This is a genomic window from Scytonema sp. UIC 10036 (assembly GCF_009725235.1).
On record NZ_WJFC01000001.1, the window covers coordinates 1 to 16,271 of the forward strand.

16 protein-coding genes are annotated in these 16,271 nt (G+C 42.8%); 8 read left to right on the forward strand and 8 right to left on the reverse strand.

Features of this window, described 5'->3' with window-relative positions:
• Positions 1–24 precede the first annotated feature (24 nt).
• Positions 25–594, reverse strand: coding sequence for a DUF3611 family protein (locus F7734_RS00005; RefSeq protein WP_243146586.1), 570 nt, complete (start codon positions 592–594; stop codon positions 25–27).
• An 876-nt stretch (positions 595–1,470) separates the two neighbouring features.
• Between F7734_RS00005 and F7734_RS00010 the strand changes: the two genes are divergently transcribed.
• Together F7734_RS00010 and F7734_RS00015 are read left to right on the forward strand one after the other, a co-directional pair.
• A complete protein-coding gene (locus tag F7734_RS00010; protein ID WP_155742737.1) occupies positions 1,471–1,833 on the forward strand; it encodes a PadR family transcriptional regulator in 363 nt (120 codons plus the stop codon).
• Between the two features lie 145 nt (positions 1,834–1,978).
• A complete protein-coding gene (locus F7734_RS00015; protein WP_155742739.1) occupies positions 1,979–2,512 on the forward strand; it encodes a cofactor assembly of complex C subunit B in 534 nt (177 codons plus the stop codon).
• Positions 2,513–2,905: 393 nt separating this feature from the next.
• Here F7734_RS00015 and F7734_RS00020 read toward each other — a convergent pair whose 3' ends face one another.
• The gene (locus F7734_RS00020; protein ID WP_026134610.1) at positions 2,906–3,223 is read right to left on the reverse strand and encodes a DUF3155 domain-containing protein; all 318 of its coding nucleotides are present in this window, start codon (positions 3,221–3,223) and stop codon (positions 2,906–2,908) included.
• Between the two features lie 314 nt (positions 3,224–3,537).
• Between F7734_RS00020 and F7734_RS00025 the strand changes: the two genes are divergently transcribed.
• Positions 3,538–4,959 (forward strand): HAMP domain-containing sensor histidine kinase, encoded by a 1,422-nt coding sequence (locus F7734_RS00025; protein ID WP_243146587.1) that lies wholly within the window; start codon positions 3,538–3,540, stop codon positions 4,957–4,959.
• A gap of 252 nt (positions 4,960–5,211) precedes the next feature.
• Here F7734_RS00025 and F7734_RS00030 read toward each other — a convergent pair whose 3' ends face one another.
• Both F7734_RS00030 and F7734_RS00035 read right to left on the reverse strand, forming a co-directional pair.
• The gene (locus tag F7734_RS00030; RefSeq protein ID WP_155742741.1) at positions 5,212–6,456 is read right to left on the reverse strand and encodes an S-layer homology domain-containing protein; all 1,245 of its coding nucleotides are present in this window, start codon (positions 6,454–6,456) and stop codon (positions 5,212–5,214) included.
• Positions 6,457–6,968: 512 nt separating this feature from the next.
• The gene (locus F7734_RS00035) at positions 6,969–7,652 is read right to left on the reverse strand and encodes an NAD(P)/FAD-dependent oxidoreductase (protein ID WP_155742743.1); all 684 of its coding nucleotides are present in this window, start codon (positions 7,650–7,652) and stop codon (positions 6,969–6,971) included.
• Between the two features lie 735 nt (positions 7,653–8,387).
• On the opposite strand from F7734_RS00035, the gene F7734_RS00040 reads away from it, so the two are divergent.
• Positions 8,388–11,414 (forward strand): SMC family ATPase, encoded by a 3,027-nt coding sequence (locus tag F7734_RS00040; RefSeq protein ID WP_155742745.1) that lies wholly within the window; start codon positions 8,388–8,390, stop codon positions 11,412–11,414.
• On the opposite strand, the gene F7734_RS00045 is transcribed toward F7734_RS00040, so the two are convergent.
• From F7734_RS00045 to F7734_RS61585, 3 genes are read right to left on the reverse strand one after another with little or no spacing between them, the layout of a single operon-like run.
• Positions 11,406–11,741, reverse strand: coding sequence for a type II toxin-antitoxin system VapC family toxin (locus F7734_RS00045; RefSeq protein ID WP_155742747.1), 336 nt, complete (start codon positions 11,739–11,741; stop codon positions 11,406–11,408). The two genes, F7734_RS00040 and F7734_RS00045, sit on opposite strands and share 9 nt — an antisense overlap.
• Before the next feature lie 2 nt (positions 11,742–11,743).
• The gene (locus tag F7734_RS00050; RefSeq protein ID WP_207713957.1) at positions 11,744–11,992 is read right to left on the reverse strand and encodes a DUF2281 domain-containing protein; all 249 of its coding nucleotides are present in this window, start codon (positions 11,990–11,992) and stop codon (positions 11,744–11,746) included.
• Positions 11,989–12,153 carry a hypothetical protein gene (locus tag F7734_RS61585; RefSeq protein WP_207713958.1) on the reverse strand — a complete coding sequence of 55 codons (165 nt, stop codon included), beginning with the start codon at positions 12,151–12,153 and terminating at the stop codon, positions 11,989–11,991. Before F7734_RS61585 ends, F7734_RS00050 begins: the two co-directional genes overlap by 4 nt.
• A 532-nt stretch (positions 12,154–12,685) precedes the next feature.
• Here F7734_RS61585 and F7734_RS00055 point away from each other — a divergent pair.
• Complete coding sequence (locus tag F7734_RS00055) at positions 12,686–14,617, forward strand: ATP-binding protein (RefSeq protein ID WP_347566100.1); 1,932 nt, start codon at positions 12,686–12,688, stop codon at positions 14,615–14,617.
• Between the two features lie 46 nt (positions 14,618–14,663).
• Here the strand turns inward: F7734_RS00055 and F7734_RS00060 are convergent, their stop codons facing one another.
• Entirely contained in the window at positions 14,664–14,801 is a 138-nt protein-coding gene (locus tag F7734_RS00060) for a hypothetical protein (protein ID WP_155742748.1), read from the reverse strand.
• Positions 14,802–14,889: 88 nt separating this feature from the next.
• Between F7734_RS00060 and F7734_RS00065 the strand changes: the two genes are divergently transcribed.
• From F7734_RS00065 to F7734_RS00075, 3 genes are all read left to right on the forward strand, one after another.
• The gene (locus F7734_RS00065; RefSeq protein WP_155742750.1) at positions 14,890–15,153 is read left to right on the forward strand and encodes a hypothetical protein; all 264 of its coding nucleotides are present in this window, start codon (positions 14,890–14,892) and stop codon (positions 15,151–15,153) included.
• Positions 15,150–15,308, forward strand: a complete 159-nt coding sequence (locus F7734_RS00070; protein ID WP_243146588.1) for a type II toxin-antitoxin system PemK/MazF family toxin — start codon at positions 15,150–15,152, stop codon at positions 15,306–15,308. Before F7734_RS00065 ends, F7734_RS00070 begins: the two co-directional genes overlap by 4 nt.
• Before the next feature lie 163 nt (positions 15,309–15,471).
• Positions 15,472–16,263 carry a class I SAM-dependent methyltransferase gene (locus F7734_RS00075; RefSeq protein ID WP_155742752.1) on the forward strand — a complete coding sequence of 264 codons (792 nt, stop codon included), beginning with the start codon at positions 15,472–15,474 and terminating at the stop codon, positions 16,261–16,263.
• The last annotated feature ends 8 nt before the right edge of the window (positions 16,264–16,271 follow it).

Genomic DNA, 16,271 nt, shown 5'->3' on the forward strand with positions numbered 1-16,271 from the left:
TCCCTACTCCTTACCCCCTACCCCCTAAGACTGTGGTTTAGAAAGACGGTAAAGCAGCCAAATGGAAGAGACAAGCCCTGCAAAATGTGCTGTTACCGTGTTGGTATTTGCTTGTACGACAAAGATATCTATAGGTTGGATAATTCGGTTGGGGTCAATTTGAGTGTATACTCCAACACCAAATTGCGGCAATGTTAACGACTTGACAATCAGTGTACCAGCGATCGCTTGTGCTCCTAAAAGAGTTAGCAGCATACCTGCTAGATGCACCACTAATGCAAACTGTAGGACTTGTACTGTTTCAATTTTTCGAGGACGGTTGTTAGCGTTGGAAGAGTCCAATCCCCTACCAATTCTAGTGTAACGGAATGCTAAATAAATTCCTATACCTAAGGCAATGAGTCCGGCAACTGCAAAAAAAGCACCAAATCCAGTTCCTGGATTATTGCTGTTGTTACCCCCCCTGCTAAAAACAATTGCACTTAGCAAAATCCCTGCTGAGACAATGCCCAGCACTAACTGAGTCCAAAAGCTAATCCAACCTGTCAGGCGAAACGCTTGGGCGATCGCCCGGATTCCAGAGGTGTCTGACATACTTAACATCACCAATATCCTGGGCGCTTGTTCAATTTAACATGAACTTTCCCCAGTAGTTATACCCAGATATTGAAACCATTATGAAGGGATGGCAAAGCATTTCCCTAACTTTTCACCTTTTTCTCAAAAGAAAAATGTTTATTACCGATTATCCTATGTTACAGTAAAAAATAATATTTTCAAAAATTTAGGGCACTGCTTTGTTGTTTGGGACTCAAGCAGTAGCTTTCTTCGTGTTTCACAAGATTGCATTCATCTGCTGACAAATTAAAAACTTATAAGGCACAATTCGGGGTAAAAGTTGCTAGGTAAGAAGCGCGATTTCTTTAGAAAGTCGTGCTTTTTGGGTATCAAACTGGCTGATATTGGCTTGTTTGGTATCTCCGTAACCCTGATATTTTTGTAGAATAACTATATAAAGAGATTGCGTACCCGAAACAAATTTAAGTGTATCTACTGTTTGTCAACCTTCTTTACTGAAAACTATATCTAATCTTTAGCATTACCCCCGGATAATTACTGTCCGACAAAGTTTTGATTAAGTTATTCATCAAAAATGCATTTTCCCTTTAAAATTGCTTAGGCGGTATTTTATGCTTAAGCAGTTTTTACGCCATCTGCATCAACCTAAATCGAGGGCAGCTGTTATGCTGTTGTCGAATAGCTCCTCAATAAAACGCCAAAAGCTTGGGTAGGGGTATCCACCTGTATACCTCTATAAATGGCGCATCCATCCTACGAATTATCACTTTTTGTTCTTTGGTATTACAGCCTAAGTACCACAATATTCTTAAAGTTTTCGGGGTAGCATCTCAGACACCCATGTGGGATTAGAAGCTTGACCCTTAGGCATTTTTTAGCCATTTACTAACCATGAAACTTGAGGATATATATAAATTCTTTGAAAATCCTCCGCCAACGTATCTCTGTCAAGAATTAGCTATTTGCTACATCTTGTACGTTTTACTACAAGGAGAATCCTACGGAACAGAGTTGATCCAACGGCTAGAAACCGAATATCCGACCTATAGGCTTTCTGATACTGTACTTTACAGTGCAATTAAGTTTCTTGAAGACCAGAAGGCAATTACTGGGTATTGGAAAAAACTTGAAGGACGCGGACGTCCAAGGAGAATGTATCAAGTTTCGCCAGAATGGCAATCGCAAGCTGCGAGTCTAGCTCGTTTATGGCACGAATACATACATGAGAGGACAAATCAACTCGTTAGTAGTTAGTAGAGAGTGGTTAGTAAGGGCGCAAGGCTCCGCGCCCGTACATTAGTAATACTAATCACAAAGAAGACTGATATTATGTGACTTGCGCTTAGTTACTTGATAATGAATAAGTCCCCACCAACTTAAAAGTAACAATTACTGATTTATGGATACTGCCATTCTGCCATCCACCTTAGTGTTGACCTTACTATTATCTGTCGGGCTGTTTTTCTTTATTCGAGCTTCGACCAAAGACCGTATGGAAACAGCACACTTGGTTTCAGCGCAAGATGAAAATACTTTAATGCCTTTATTAAGGGATTACTTTCAATCGCGGTCTTACCGAGTGGCAGCGGTAGACCCCGAACACAACCAAGTGACTTTTGAAGGTTACGTTAGACCTAGCTGGTTTTTAGCTATATTTTTAACGCTTTTAGCGGCTATAGGTATTCTTTGCCTATCACTGGTTTTATCTTTTCTATTCCCCAACCTCAACCGAGTTTTTCCTGCAATGGTAATGCTTTCACCTTTAAGCGGTACTTTTTACTGGAAAAGAGCTAAAAAACTTGAGAAGGTTTCGCTGAAACTGGACCAGACCAAGAGCAACGAATACTTCTCAAGTCAAATCACTGTAGTAGCTCACCGAGACGAACTCATTGAGCTTCAACGGGCATTAAATTTAAAAAATTGCCAGTCGTAGCTGTACACCAATGACTATCTGTAAAGAATGAGAGACGGACTTGTGACAACCCCATAAAAAAAGAACTTAGGAGAGGAGATAAAACGTTCTCCATGTCAAACATTCTCCCTGCATGCTGTTGGAAGAAGTGACACGCTCGTAAAGAGCACAATCTATGGTCTGCTGAAATCCAGAAACGTTCATCTTCCTCTCTCGTCTGCTCTTGCGTGCATAATCAACTCTTTAAGCAAACAGATAGTTTGATTCGAGTTGATTGTCCAAATTAGGCTTGCTCCTCACTGGCAAATGAGCCATATTCTTAAAAAAACATGAAAATTTTGAATATACCCAGCATTTTTGCCAGTTAATTGTTGTCATGAGTCCAACTCAAATCTTATGATAGCCATTGATGGTTCAGCGACTGGCAACAGCTACTGGTTCTTGACCTGGAGAAGGTTCTAACGTTCTCAGGCTGGGAAATAAGAAATGATTTTCTTCAACATACTGAGCACCAAACAGACCTTTCTCGGCCCAAAAGTAACGATCTGTGGTGTGTTCGTTTCGCTTTACGAGTAGCAACGCAGGTGGCAAGATTCCCTCAGCTTGAATAAACCTTCTTGCTGCTGTCACAGGTTTCTCTTCGCCGCTTTCGATGCTATATTGAGGCACGTGTTCCAAAATTCGTCGCCCTTCTTGACGACGACGGCTCTTCCTTTTTCTTCTCCTTGCCAACCTTCTTTCCTCCTCTTGAAAGCTATAGATTATTGTAGTGATAGCTACAAAATCCGTCGTAATTATAAAAGTTCTAGTTCAAAATTTCAAGAGTTGTTAACCTTTTGATACAAGAAAGATAATTTCGTTAGTAACAGAAAATATACACTTAGTAAAAAGTGTACCCCCTTTGAACGAGCCAAGACAGGTTAGATTGAGTTAAGCTTTGTTAAAGAAAGGTTTTTCCCCAGTCCCTTTTCTTACCCTACCCCCTGTAAGGGAACTCTTGCATTGCCCCCCTACTAACTACCAACCACTAACCACTCACCAAAATCATGTCAATGTCTACCAGTTCTGAGTTTGTTGCTCTATGCCGAGAGCAGATGGCACTGTTAGCCCAAGGGCTGGAAGCATCATTGAGTGTCGTTTATCTAACACAAGAATTGGTAGAGGCTTCAACGACACAAGAGGCGAAGCTAATTCCTGTGGTGTTTTACCCAGAGACAGCAGTGGAACACCAGCAAGATAATGCTTTAGCGTTGCCCATGTCTATTTCAATCCCCGATAAGGTTTCATATAGTTCAGCTTTGACTGTCATCAACAGAATTCCCCATTCTTCTACGGACAAAGTCCGGAGTTTGGAAAAAACCAAAAAGAATCAGAAGTTATTGAAAGCAGCAGAAGAATTTCCAGCAACCACACGAGAAACGTCAACAACTGAGGCATCAGAGTCTCATTCAAAAGAAGAATACTTTATAGGAGGCGACCAAATTGTCTTGCCTCTGATTAGTCAGGATATGATGTTAGGGCTGCTAGTAACAGTTAGGGAAGATCGGGAATGGAATGAGCAGGAAAAGGGTGAAATTGAGCGCATCGCTCAAACACTATCTTTAGCTTGTGTTATAGACAGACAGAGGGCATGGTTGGAACAGCAGTTACACCAACAGCAAATCCTACAAGAAAAGCAGCAAGATTTGCTAGATAATTTACTCCACCAGCTACGCAATCCATTAACTGCATTGCGAACCTTTGGCAAACTGCTTCTCAAGCGGTTGCGTCCGGGAGATGTCAACCAAGAAGTGGCAAATAGCATAGTGCGAGAGAGCGATCGCCTTAAAGAATTGTTACAAAAATTTGATGAAGTTATCGATCTAACAGCAGAAGATTTGGGGTCAGTGGCGTTACCCTCAAAAGAAGTGTATGTCGAAGCCAACGTGCAAAAACAGCCAAAAGCGCCATTGTTACTACCTGGTACAGGAGAGAAAGAAACAGATTGTTCGATAGTGGATATTTTAGAACCATTACTAGTTTCTGCTAGTGCAATGGCTCAAGAAAGAAATTTACAATTAGTAGTAGAAATTCCCCCTCATTTACCTAGAGTGCGTGTTAACCGCAAGTTACTAGAAGAAGTATTAAGCAATATTATTGATAATGCCTTGAAGTACACTCCATCTGGGGGCAAAATTTTGATCCAAGCTGGGCAAGAAAAGCCATCATTTCAAGGAATTGCTATTAGTGATACCGGACCTGGTATTCCCATCCAAGATTTGGAACATCTTGGTGAAAGGCATTATCGAGGAGTACAAGCCCAGACACAAATTCCAGGGACAGGATTGGGATTATCAATTGCCAAACAACTCATAGAACAAATGCAGGGCGAAATCCAAGTTTTCAGCCCTGCGTTAAACTCCGCTATTACATCCCTTAATGCACAAGGAACTACTGTTATTGTTTGGTTGCTAATGGCTAATGGCTAATTGCTAATTGTCAGTTTTCCATGAGCCATGAGCTATTCAATACTTGTCGGTTAAGCCGAAAAATCCGAAAACACGTAGGTTGGGTTGAGGAACGAAACCCAACATTTACAGACATTTGTTGGATTTTCCCACGGGTTTACCCAACCTACAATTTCCGAGATCCCTTGCAGTATTGATGAGTCATTAACTAATAGCTAATTGTCAGCTTTCCATTAGCCATTAGCCATTAGCAATTAGCCATTAGCCATTAGCTTATCTAAGTGAAATCTGTAAATTTCTTTCTACAGTCATTTGCAGGTCGGTGTCTGGATCGATAACAACCAAGTCAACGCTCTTCTTACCAAAGAATAGACCGAACAATCCACCAATTGCCGCACCACCTAGAACTTCTTCCGTAGCAATAGCGCGATCGCCAGTTACGGCTGAGACTGCAGCGGCTGCACCTGCACCGAGGGCTGCATTTTTCACAATTGCTGTTGCGCTAGTTCCTTTCTTGATAGTTTCAGTCTTGCTAATCACCTCAGAAGTCGCGCTCAATTGATACTCTTGACCGTTGGTAAGAACAAGTTTTTCAGCTACAAATTGAGAACCATTTTTTGCTGGTTTGAGTTTACCTACAACTTGGCTACCAGCAGGAATGACTAAAGTTCCTCTGTCGGTCACTACGTTTTGCCCAACAGTGAGGGTTAAAGGTGCTGTTTCGTCTTTGGTAACAAGAATTTTTTCAGCCTTGTCGTACTTCACGGGAATCACAGTTCCTTCAGGAATGGTCACTGCTATAGGTTTGGGTGGAGTTGTGTTACCAATAGCTACGATATAGGGCGAGTTAAGAGCTGAAACTTGACCGGTGCTAACCAGCGCTTGATAGATAAAGGCTGCTACCTGTGCTCGTGTTGCCACTGCTTGTGGTTGTAGTGACCTTACGTTGGGATAATTCACTACTAGGCGCTTCTCTGTCGCCGCAGCGATAGGAGTTCGAGCATAGCTAGCAATATCGTAAGCGTCGTTGTAGTACTGCAAGGTACTTTCAGTGCTGTTATTAGCAACATAGTCCAGACCGTTAGCCAGTGAAACCAGTACTTGCTGACGGGGGATATTTTGGTTAGGCTCAAAACGATTGCCGGGATAACCCGATAAGAAACCCGTTGTATAGGCTTCATTAATTGCCATGTATGCCCAGTAATTGCTTGGCACATCATAAAATCGGACTACTTGCCGTTCTGCTGATTTTTGGAAAGCTTTACGGATCATAGCTGCAAACTGAGCGCGTGTAACTGCTTGATCTGGACGGAAAGTACCATCAGGAAATCCAGCAATGACGCCGCGCTGTGCTAGTTCTTGAATGAATTGTGATGCCCAGTAATTAGATGAAACGTCTGAAAAGCTTGTTTGAGCCAAAGAGGCTGTAGGTGTAATTAAAGGTGCGATTGTGCCTGCTGTAATACCTAATGTCATGAATGCAGCACATCCAGCTTGCCAACGAGTATGACCAAACATTTTATTCTTGCTCCCCAACCTTTTTGGTTTTTCTGTTAGTTAATAAGACAATTATTGATTTCAAAAGTTCCAATTTTTAGTTACCAGCTATGATTTATTATTTGTTAATTTGGTAGAATATACTGATAATTATCACCCATTAATATTCGTTTTTTACTGATAACTACTGACTGTTTTTCATCAGTTAATGACTAAGACGCTACCCTGACAAAATAGTTGCACAAAAATCAAACAAAATACTTAGACAACTAGTGGTTCACGGGGGTCTTCATGTGGCGTACCATTAGCTTTTGTCTCAAATTATCTGCGGTAATGCATACCCTTCAATATTAGTGGGCTTTAGCCCTACCTACTGTTCACTGTAGTATAAATGAAGCCAAAGTTACTTCGTCTGAGTATAAGTACGGAAATTTTTAATAATGGCTATAAAAAAGTCAAGCGATCGCAAACCTCTACTAATGGTGCGATCGCATTTCTCATAATGACATTCACGGACTTAAATAGAGTTAAGTCTAGTAGTTGTTGTATCGGTCACTGCGAGATAATTGCAAACTAGAACGCAGTGTCAAATCTAAATCACCTTCTTGGGGTTCAACAACAACAACTTCAGCTTCATTCTTCCGCAACAAAATGCTAGCTACAGCACCCGCACCTGCACCAATAATAGGTTCTAAGGCTTCAATTCTGCGGTTACCCGTAAGCAGTGAAATGACACTAGCAGCACCTGCACCAATAGCAGCATCTTTGAGAATGTCGCCTGTCTTGGCTCCTTTCTTGATTTTTTCCGTTCTAGTAATTACTTGAGAAGTTGCATTTAAAGATTGGCGATTGCCGTTAGGGAAAACCAACTCTTGTGCTTCAAATCGGCTACCTTTTCGATCTCTTCTGCTGGCTGGCTGCATTTGTCCAACAATTTCAGTGCCTTCTGCAATTATGATATTACCAGAGGGATCGACAAGATTTTTTGCTACCTTGAGAGTGATTGGAGCTTTCTCTTCAGACGTGACCAAAATTTTCTCTTTGTCGTAGGTAGTAGGAATCACAAATCCCGCAGGAATAGAAAAGTTTCGAGATTGTCCGCGTATTATCTGTGCATTAGCAGGAGCCAAAGCGAACATGGGTGCGATAGCACCTGTTGTAATAGCCATTGCCATCATTGCAGCGGCTCCAGATTTCCAATTAATAAAACGAGTCATAAAGCAGAGTCCTGTCGTGTCTTGTTAGTTTTTATGACGTACTGTTACTGAGATTGTTTCTGACCTTTTTCCAGCCTATCTCTAGGAGTATTCCGAGGGTTAATTCACTATGACATGGGAAGAATGCCCAATTGTTCCACGTTATTCTTTTTGTAACGTTAAATTGTATAAACTAACAGTAACGAAAGACATAGATGACGTAATTTCTTTGAAACTGTTCCTACAGTGTTAAACGACGGATGTCTGAGAAGAATGAAGTTTACGTGACAAGCTAAAAGCACAACATGGCACGACAGAGGAACAAGACTTAATTCTCAATCCTTTGGATACTCTTGGGTTATTACAGGATACAGTTTATGATGAAAATAACCAAGTTTGGTTTATCAGAGCGCCTAGTTCGATTCTGCCGATTGCTATGCTACTACTCCCGATCAAGAATGTTGGGTTTCGTTCCTCAACCCAACCTACACAAAATTTACTCCTCATCAAGAATGTTGGGTTTCGTTCCTCAACCCAACAAAGCTGAATCGTATTGCCCCTAAAGCCCCTTACAAATAATTCTATCAAGATAGCAAAAAGCTTTTGCCCGAGGGAAAAAACTGACTCATAATATTGTTAACATTCGTAAATTTGCTCTATTAGAGACTAGAAACATGATAATAACCTAGTTAAACTAACAAAGAGAGCATCTGTACTGCTTACTTCTTTAAAATAAGGTGTCGCGCTGAAGCCTCAATGATCCCAAGACAACTTACACTTAAAAACTTTCTCAGTTACCGCGATGCCATTCTGGATTTTCGCGGTTTACATACGGCGTGTATTTGTGGTTCTAATGGTGCAGGAAAATCTTCCCTCCTCGAAGCTATCACCTGGGCAATGTGGGGTGAAAGCAGAGCTGTATCTGAAGATGACGTTATCCACACAGGGTCTAAAGACGTTAGGGTTGATTTTATCTTTGAAACCAACCAACAAAATTATCGCGTGATTCGTACCCGACAGCGGGGTGGGAATAGTGGCTTGGAATTTCAAATAGAAACACCAAATGGCTTTCGCCCGTTGACTGGTAAGGGCTTAAGGGCAACACAAGATATCATTCTAGAACATATTAAGCTAGATTACGATACTTTTATTAACTCAGCTTATCTCCGGCAGGGTCGTGCTGATGAATTTATGCTCAAACGACCTAACGAACGTAAAGAGATACTGGCAGAGTTATTAAAACTCAATCAATATGATGAATTAGAAGAACGGGCAAAAGACCTATCGCGTCAGTTTAAAGCACGGGCGGAGGAATTAGAACGTTGTTTGGAGTCCCTGAAAAATCAACTGCTTTCGCGTGAGGGGATAATCCAAAAACAAGTAGAATTGGAAGCTGACATTAACCAACTGCAGCAAGTCCAAGCATTTGATACAATTCAATTGCAAAGTTTGCAGGTTGTTCAACATCAGAGACAAAACAAGGAACAACATCTGAACTTTGTCAGGCAACAATACCAAAATCTAACCCAGGATTGCGATCGCCTTCAACAAGACCGTGCAGCTATTAGCGGTCAGTTATCTGTTTTAGAAAAGTTGTTGAGTCGAGAAGCTGAGATTAAAGCTGGATATGTTGAGTATCAAGAGTTACAATCACAAGAAGAGGCGATGGGTACAAGATTTGAAAAATACACTCGCGCCCAACAAGCACGTCAAAAGAACCAGCAGCAACTGACAAAACAAATTCACGAACTTGAACGCCAACTGCAACACAGCGAAGCGCAACTCGCAGCTTTGCAGCAACAAGAGCAAGATCTGCAACAAACTCTTGGGAAATCAGATGAAGTAGAAGCTGCTTTGGCACAACTGGCGGCTGCACGCAATCGGCTCGAGCAACTCAATGGACTGCAACTGCAGGTGTCTCCTCTGCTACAAAAGCGGGCTTCCTTGCAAACCCAAATCGAGCGATCGCATGCTGGGTTAGTTGCTCGACTCGAACAAATAGGAGCGACGGAAAACCAATTGCAACGAGCTTCACGGCGACAGCCGCAACTGCAACAAGCAGTGATGGAAGTCGCAATCCAAATTGAGGAGTTAGAAAAAAAGCGGGTTTATTTGCAAAGAGTGCAGGAGAAAGGACAAGAAAGACGCCACTTGATAGAACGCCTGCAAGCTCACCAACGGGATTATGAAAGACTTTTGGGAGAATTACAGCAAAAACTCCAAATGCTCCAAACTCCCAATGCTTTATGTCCTTTGTGCGAGCGTCCTTTGGATGAACATCATTGGAACCGTGTAGTCGATAAAACCAAAATTGAGTACAAAGATGCTGAGGATGAATTGTGGATAGTTCGGGAACGAATGGCTGTATCAGATCGAGAAATTCAAGTTCTCAGACAGGAATATCGGGATATATCACAACAATTGTCTCCTTACGATACTTTACGCGAACAAAGAGGGCAATTAGCAGCACAATTGCAAGCAACAAGTGATGTTGAACAACAGCTACAACAAATAGTTGTTGAGAAGCAGCAACTCCAGCAAGCGTTAGAAATGGGTGATTACGCTCACGATTTACAAGCCGAATTGCAGCAATTGGAGCAGTACTTACAACAGCTCAACTACAGCGAACAGGATCATGCCCTTGCGCGTAACGAGGTGGAAAGATGGCGGTGGGCAGAAATTAGGCTCAGTCAGATGAAAGATGCAGCCAAGCGCCAAGCTCAAATACAGTTACGAAAACCGGAAATTCAAGGACAAATTCAACAGTTGCAAGCTAGAGTTCAGCAAGAAGCAACTGAGTCTGAGTGTGCCAAACAAATCGCTGCTCTTGAAAAGTACATTGTTGAACTTGGCTATGATACAGATCGGCACAACCAGATTCGTTTGGCAGTACGCAAAACACAATCTTGGCAATTACAGTATCAACATCTCCAAGCAGCACAACAGCAGTACCCGCAACTTCATGCGCGACTCCAAGAATTAGAGGTGGCTTTACAAGGGAGATTGGGTGAGCGGCAAAAACTTTATACCGAAATAGAAAGTTTTGTTGAGCAATTGCAAGAAACAGCAAATCCAACAACTCAAATTCAAGCGTTAGAGCAGCAATTAGCATCACGCAGGCGTCAGCTTGACGAACAACTTGCGAACTTAGGACGGCTGCAGCAGCTAGCCCACCAACTTGAAGCGCTACAACTTCAGTACGAGCAACAACAGCAGCAACTGCAAGAAACAAAACAGCAATATCGGATTTATCAGGAATTAGCGCAAGCATTTGGTAAAAATGGCATTCAAGCATTGATGATTGAGAATGTTTTGCCTCAATTAGAAGCTGAAACAAATCAATTGCTCTCGCGATTGAGTGCTAACCAGTTGCACGTTCAATTTGTGACACAAAAAGCAGGACGCAGTGGAAAATCAACTAAGAAAAATGTCAAGTTGATAGATACTTTGGATATTTTGATTGCGGATGCACAAGGAACGCGAGCTTATGAAACTTATTCGGGTGGAGAAGCGTTTAGAATTAATTTTTCTATCCGTTTAGCTTTAGCAAAATTACTGGCGCAACGGGCTGGAGCTTCATTGCAATTGCTCATTGTAGATGAAGGGTTCGGTACGCAGGATTCCGAAGGATGCGATCGCCTGATTGCAGCGATTAATGCGATCGCTTCTGATTTCGCTTGCATCTTAACTGTCACTCATATGCCCCACCTTAAAGAAGCTTTCCAAGCTCGAATTGAGGTTAGTAAAACTCAACAAGGTTCTCAGATACATTTATTAATTTAATCGTAGGTTGGGTTGAGGAACGAAACCCAACATATCATTGAATTGATAAACAAAGCGAAGCAAGTAGGTTGGGTTGAGGAACGAAACCCAATATTTAATTAACAAAGCATTGTACGATAGACAATAAATATAAATTCGGTTGAGAAATGCACGAATTCTAATGAGATTTGCAGTTTTTTGTTGAGAGTTCTGTGCCATGAATCTGAGTTCGCCTGCAACGACAGCACTAGTCGCAAGTGTTACCTTACCTAGTTCCCGAACATGATTGACAACTTTTAGTTCACCTTCTATCAAAAAAGTACAATGATTTGTGTCAAGCAAATACATTCTTAAAATTCCAATGGCATACGAGTGTCATGAACAAGTTGAAGACATTCTCTAATATCATTACCTTCCCAAGTTCCAGCAAATTCAAGTAAATCTTCAGCTGTAGAAAGGGTTAATTTGTTTGTACTTGAGTGTTTTTCTATATAATTATTTTTGATTTCTCGAATTAAATCAAGTGCTTCTGTTAGTAATTCTGGAGGTAAGGTTTCTATCAAACTTGCTTGCAGGGCTTTTCGCCCCTCTGAGTTCAACAGCGCATCTGATGTGGGGTGGGCGTCCCCGCCCGCCTTTCCCTATGAAGAAAAGTTGGGTTTCGTTCCTCAACCCAACCTACTTGATAAACGCGATCGCCAATATCTTTTCTCCTAATTTGATGGCAACAGTAAGTAAGTTGTTGCAAATAATTACTCATTCGTAGTGGGGCTTTAGCGCTAAAGCCCCACTACAAATAAAGTAAAAAAAATTACATTTCGTTACACAGTTGTGTGTTTTCTTGCCAACCTACTTAGCCAAGTCAATTTCTCAACTTCATAGTAACTTGGAGTATAGGAAGTGCGAGAACTACTTGTATGAAAAAGCAAAGAACAACAGCTGAACTTTGTCAAGCAACAATACCAAAATTTAACCCAGGATTGAGATCGCCTGATTGCGGCGATTAATGCGATCGCTTCTGATTTCGCTTGCATCTTAACTGTCACTCATATGCCCCACCTTAAAGAAGCTTTCCAAGCTCGAATTGAGGTCAGTAAAACTCAACAAGGTTCTCATATACATTTGTTAATTTAATCAAGATAGAAACAATATGAAGAATTTTATGTATTTATACTTAAAATATCCATTTACACTCGTTCACGGGGATGCATTTTGCTTGCAAGTGAGAAATCCGGGTTATAATCCAATGATTAAAGCACACAGATGACTTGGTGTGCTTTCAGCAAAAGAGCGTGACAAGATCGAATAAAACCGAATTTCCCTTACATTTGGGATTTGGTTTCCAGAAAAGAAGTATAAATGACAACTTAAAGCCTTGGGGCGGACACAAGCTGGCTCTTAAGTGGCATCTCGTGTTACTTGTAGCAGGGGCATTACTTCCAGTTGTCCTTTTTGCTGTTGCTATTGTACACAGGCTCTCGCTCAACGAGCGTGCGGCATCAGAGCGCCGCTTGCTTCTAGCGGCACGCAATCTCACTTATGATGTGGAGCGCGAGGTTTTAAGCACAACCAGGACACTCCAAGCACTGGCAGCCTCCGATCGGCTTGACCAAGGTGAATTAAAAGCGTTTTATAACGAGGCGCAGCGCACAGTGCGGACGCAGCCGACTTGGTTGGGTGTGATCCTCCTAATGCCGAATGAACGCCAAGTGTTCAATACCTTTCGTCCTTTCGGTACCTCACTACCCTTGGCAAATGAACCTGAAAGTGTGCGGCGTGTTGTCAAAACACTCCAGCCGACAGTGGGTTACCTCGCCTTTGCACGTCTCAAGCGAAAATGGGCTTTCCCCGTCCGCGTTCCAGTCATGCGCGGCGGCAAGCTACAGTATGTGCTTACTGCCCTCATCACCTCAGACGCACTCACGAGTGTCCTTAAAACCCAGACAACTATTGATGGGGAGTGGACGCGTACTGTTGTTGACGGTCACGGTGTTGTTGTAGCCCGCACTCGCAATCCCGATCGCTTTGTGGGGCATCCGGGTACCCCGTCTTTTCTGAAACGAATCGCGGAAACAACTGAGGGAGTCTACCGCGAGACCACTTTGGAGGGAACGCCAGTATACGTTGCCGTTAAGCGAGCCAATTTCTCTGACTGGACGACCGCCGTTGTCGTTCCCGTTGAGATCATTGATAGTCCGGCTCGGCGTGCGATGTGGCTCGTTGTTGGATCTGGCTTGGCGTTGCTCCTGGTAAGTGGCGCAGGTACGCTCATCCTCTCGCGGTGGATTTCTCAGGGCATCACTGAAGCTGCTTGTGGCGCAGAAGCACTCGCTAGAGGTGAATATCCGCGCATCAGTCCCTCACCCATTCAGGAAGTCGCCTTGTTAGGCGAAGCTTTAGAATTTTCGGCTGACCTTCTGTCGCAGCGCGAGCGGGAGCGGGACGAACACTTAGCGCAAGCCGAAGCAGCACGGGCTGAGGCGGAGACCGCTAGCCGCCTCAAAGACGAGTTCTTAATTACCGTCTCCCACGAACTTAGAACCCCTCTCAACGCCATCTCCGGTTGGGCGCAGTTGCTGAGTACCGGAAAGCTCAACCAAGAAAAGACACAGCAAGCGATCGCTACCATCGAGCGCAATGCAAAAGCTCAGGCACAACTAGTGAACGACCTCCTTGACACATCGCGGATCGTCATCGGGAAACTCCGCCTCGAACCACAGTCGTTAAACTTAGCTACCGTGATTATCAGTGCCCTCGATTCGGTGCGCCATGCTGCTGAAGTCAAAAACATAGATTTGCAGCTACAACTTGCCAACGTAGAACCTGTCTTGGGAGACCAAAATCGCCTCCTGCAGGTAGTATGGAATCTCCTCGCGAACGCAATTAAATTCACGCCTCAAGGTGGGCGGGTTGAGGTGAGTCTCTCTCAGGCTAACTCATTTGTCGAGATTATAGTGCGCGACACAGGTGTAGGTATCAAGGCAGAATTCCTGCCACACGTCTTTGAACGCTTCCGCCAAGCCGACGGTTCAACCACAAGGCAGTTTGGGGGCTTGGGGCTAGGTCTGGCGATCGTTCGTCACTTAGTCGAGCTTCACGGTGGCACAGTACGGGCTGAGAGTGACGGTGAGGGCAAGGGGGCAACTTTCACTGTTAAACTTCCTGTGGTTGCCCACCACCAGAGCATTAGCATCCCACTGAGGACATCTGCGGATGAGGTATGAGCCCAGTTGTTGCGTATTCGGCAATTCATGCTGAAAACTCCTACACCTAAAAAGGTTTGCGGGCTACGGACAGCACTACAGAAGAGGGAATTTCAATCCCACCATCTGTGGCGTAGGAACGAGAACCAGTAATAATAGCGCTCTCAATATTGTGCCGTTGCTCCTCGCTTTGCATTGCAAGCATTGACAGTTATCTAAACTGTTGCAACAGCATTCTGTGGTAAGGAATGATTTGCCACTCTACCATAGTTCATTAGTAGTAACAAACAAAGATGATGGATACCTATACAAAGATAAATACGCTTGCTCTTAAAGAATTACTTGTTCAAGAATTAAACACCCTGGATGAAGAGCGACTCAAAGAAGTTGCTGATTTTCTAGCGTTTCTCAAATTTCGGAGTCGTGGAGCTACTTGGAAAATAGATCGAGCACAGATGGCAGATCTTTATAGAGAATTTGCTGAGGAAGATAAGAGACTTGCTGAGGAAGGATTAGACGAATACACTGAATTACTCAGACAAGAAGATCTAAAATGACTGTTAAAAGAGGTGAGGTGTGGCTAGCAGATTTAAATCCTACGAGAGGGTCTGAACAGGGAGGTACTCGACCTGTAATTATCTTTCAAAACGATGTTGTTTCTCAATTTTCCACTACTGTAATTACTATACCGTTAACGAGCAATTTGCGTTAAGTAGCTCAACCAAAATATTCCAAACCGCGTAGGTTGGGTTGAGGAACGAAACCCAACATCTACAAGGATTTGTTGGGTTTCGCTGTTGCTCAACCCAACCTACATATCTTATTTGTATGAAAATTTAGACGTAGGTAATAAACGATAAGGCAGAAAAAACGTTATGTCCACAATACAGGAAATCATAGCTTGTCCTCTATGCCGCAAAACTATAGCCGAAGTTCCGCAGCAGTGTAATACCTGTCATAATTCTTTCCAACAAGAATTAGCAAAAATACCTTCTGTTGTTGATTTGACTGATAAAGCATTACAAAGGCAAACTGAAAACTCCGTCACAGAGACAAAACCTTTACGTACAGAGTTGTTTCGCTCTCCGATTGTCTCCTTTTTATACGAGCGAATTTTACCACCACTTTGGGCAGTAGGACTACGGAACACTGGCGGTATAGATGCTGAATTCAGACTGTGTACGGAATTCTTGGGTCAAAATCCTGGAATTGTAGCAGATGTTAGTTGTGGTACGGGCATCATGGCACGTCGCTTAGTAAAATGGGGAAGATGCGAACAAATTTTAGCTTTGGATTATTCTGAAACAATGCTGACCGAGCTGCAACAACAAATGCAATTGGAAGGCATATCACCGTCAGAAATTATTATCATCCGAGCTGATGTAGAAGCACTACCTCTAGCACCAAATTCTATAGACGCTATCTATGCTGGGGCTGCAATGCATTGTTGGAATAATGCGACTGAAGGAATTCGCAATATTTACCAAGCGTTGCGTCCTGGTGGCAAACTGTTAGCAACGACTTTTCTCAAACCATACCCCAGCATCGTGTTTCAGTTTTTTTCACCAGAGGAACTGCGACATATCGTATTAACAGCAGGTTTTCATTCAGATGACGTACAAGTACAAGCAAGCGGATTTTACGGAATTATTAAGTGTATTAAATAAATAGGAGG

Excerpts from the sequence above, each read along its gene's own strand:
- F7734_RS00005 (WP_243146586.1), bottom strand. The coding sequence starts at position 594 with ATGTCAGACACCTCTGGAATCCGGGCGATCGCCCAAGCGTTTCGCCTG.
- F7734_RS00010 (WP_155742737.1), top strand. The coding sequence starts at position 1,471 with ATGAAACTTGAGGATATATATAAATTCTTTGAAAATCCTCCGCCAACG.
- F7734_RS00015 (WP_155742739.1), top strand. The coding sequence starts at position 1,979 with ATGGATACTGCCATTCTGCCATCCACCTTAGTGTTGACCTTACTATTA.
- F7734_RS00025 (WP_243146587.1), top strand. The coding sequence starts at position 3,538 with ATGTCAATGTCTACCAGTTCTGAGTTTGTTGCTCTATGCCGAGAGCAG.
- F7734_RS00030 (WP_155742741.1), bottom strand. The coding sequence starts at position 6,456 with ATGTTTGGTCATACTCGTTGGCAAGCTGGATGTGCTGCATTCATGACA.
- F7734_RS00035 (WP_155742743.1), bottom strand. The coding sequence starts at position 7,652 with ATGACTCGTTTTATTAATTGGAAATCTGGAGCCGCTGCAATGATGGCA.
- F7734_RS00040 (WP_155742745.1), top strand. The coding sequence starts at position 8,388 with ATGATCCCAAGACAACTTACACTTAAAAACTTTCTCAGTTACCGCGAT.
- F7734_RS00045 (WP_155742747.1), bottom strand. The coding sequence starts at position 11,741 with ATGTATTTGCTTGACACAAATCATTGTACTTTTTTGATAGAAGGTGAA.
- F7734_RS61585 (WP_207713958.1), bottom strand. The coding sequence starts at position 12,153 with ATGAGTAATTATTTGCAACAACTTACTTACTGTTGCCATCAAATTAGG.
- F7734_RS00060 (WP_155742748.1), bottom strand. The coding sequence starts at position 14,801 with ATGCTTGCAATGCAAAGCGAGGAGCAACGGCACAATATTGAGAGCGCT.
- F7734_RS00065 (WP_155742750.1), top strand. The coding sequence starts at position 14,890 with ATGATGGATACCTATACAAAGATAAATACGCTTGCTCTTAAAGAATTA.
- F7734_RS00070 (WP_243146588.1), top strand. The coding sequence starts at position 15,150 with ATGACTGTTAAAAGAGGTGAGGTGTGGCTAGCAGATTTAAATCCTACG.
- F7734_RS00075 (WP_155742752.1), top strand. The coding sequence starts at position 15,472 with ATGTCCACAATACAGGAAATCATAGCTTGTCCTCTATGCCGCAAAACT.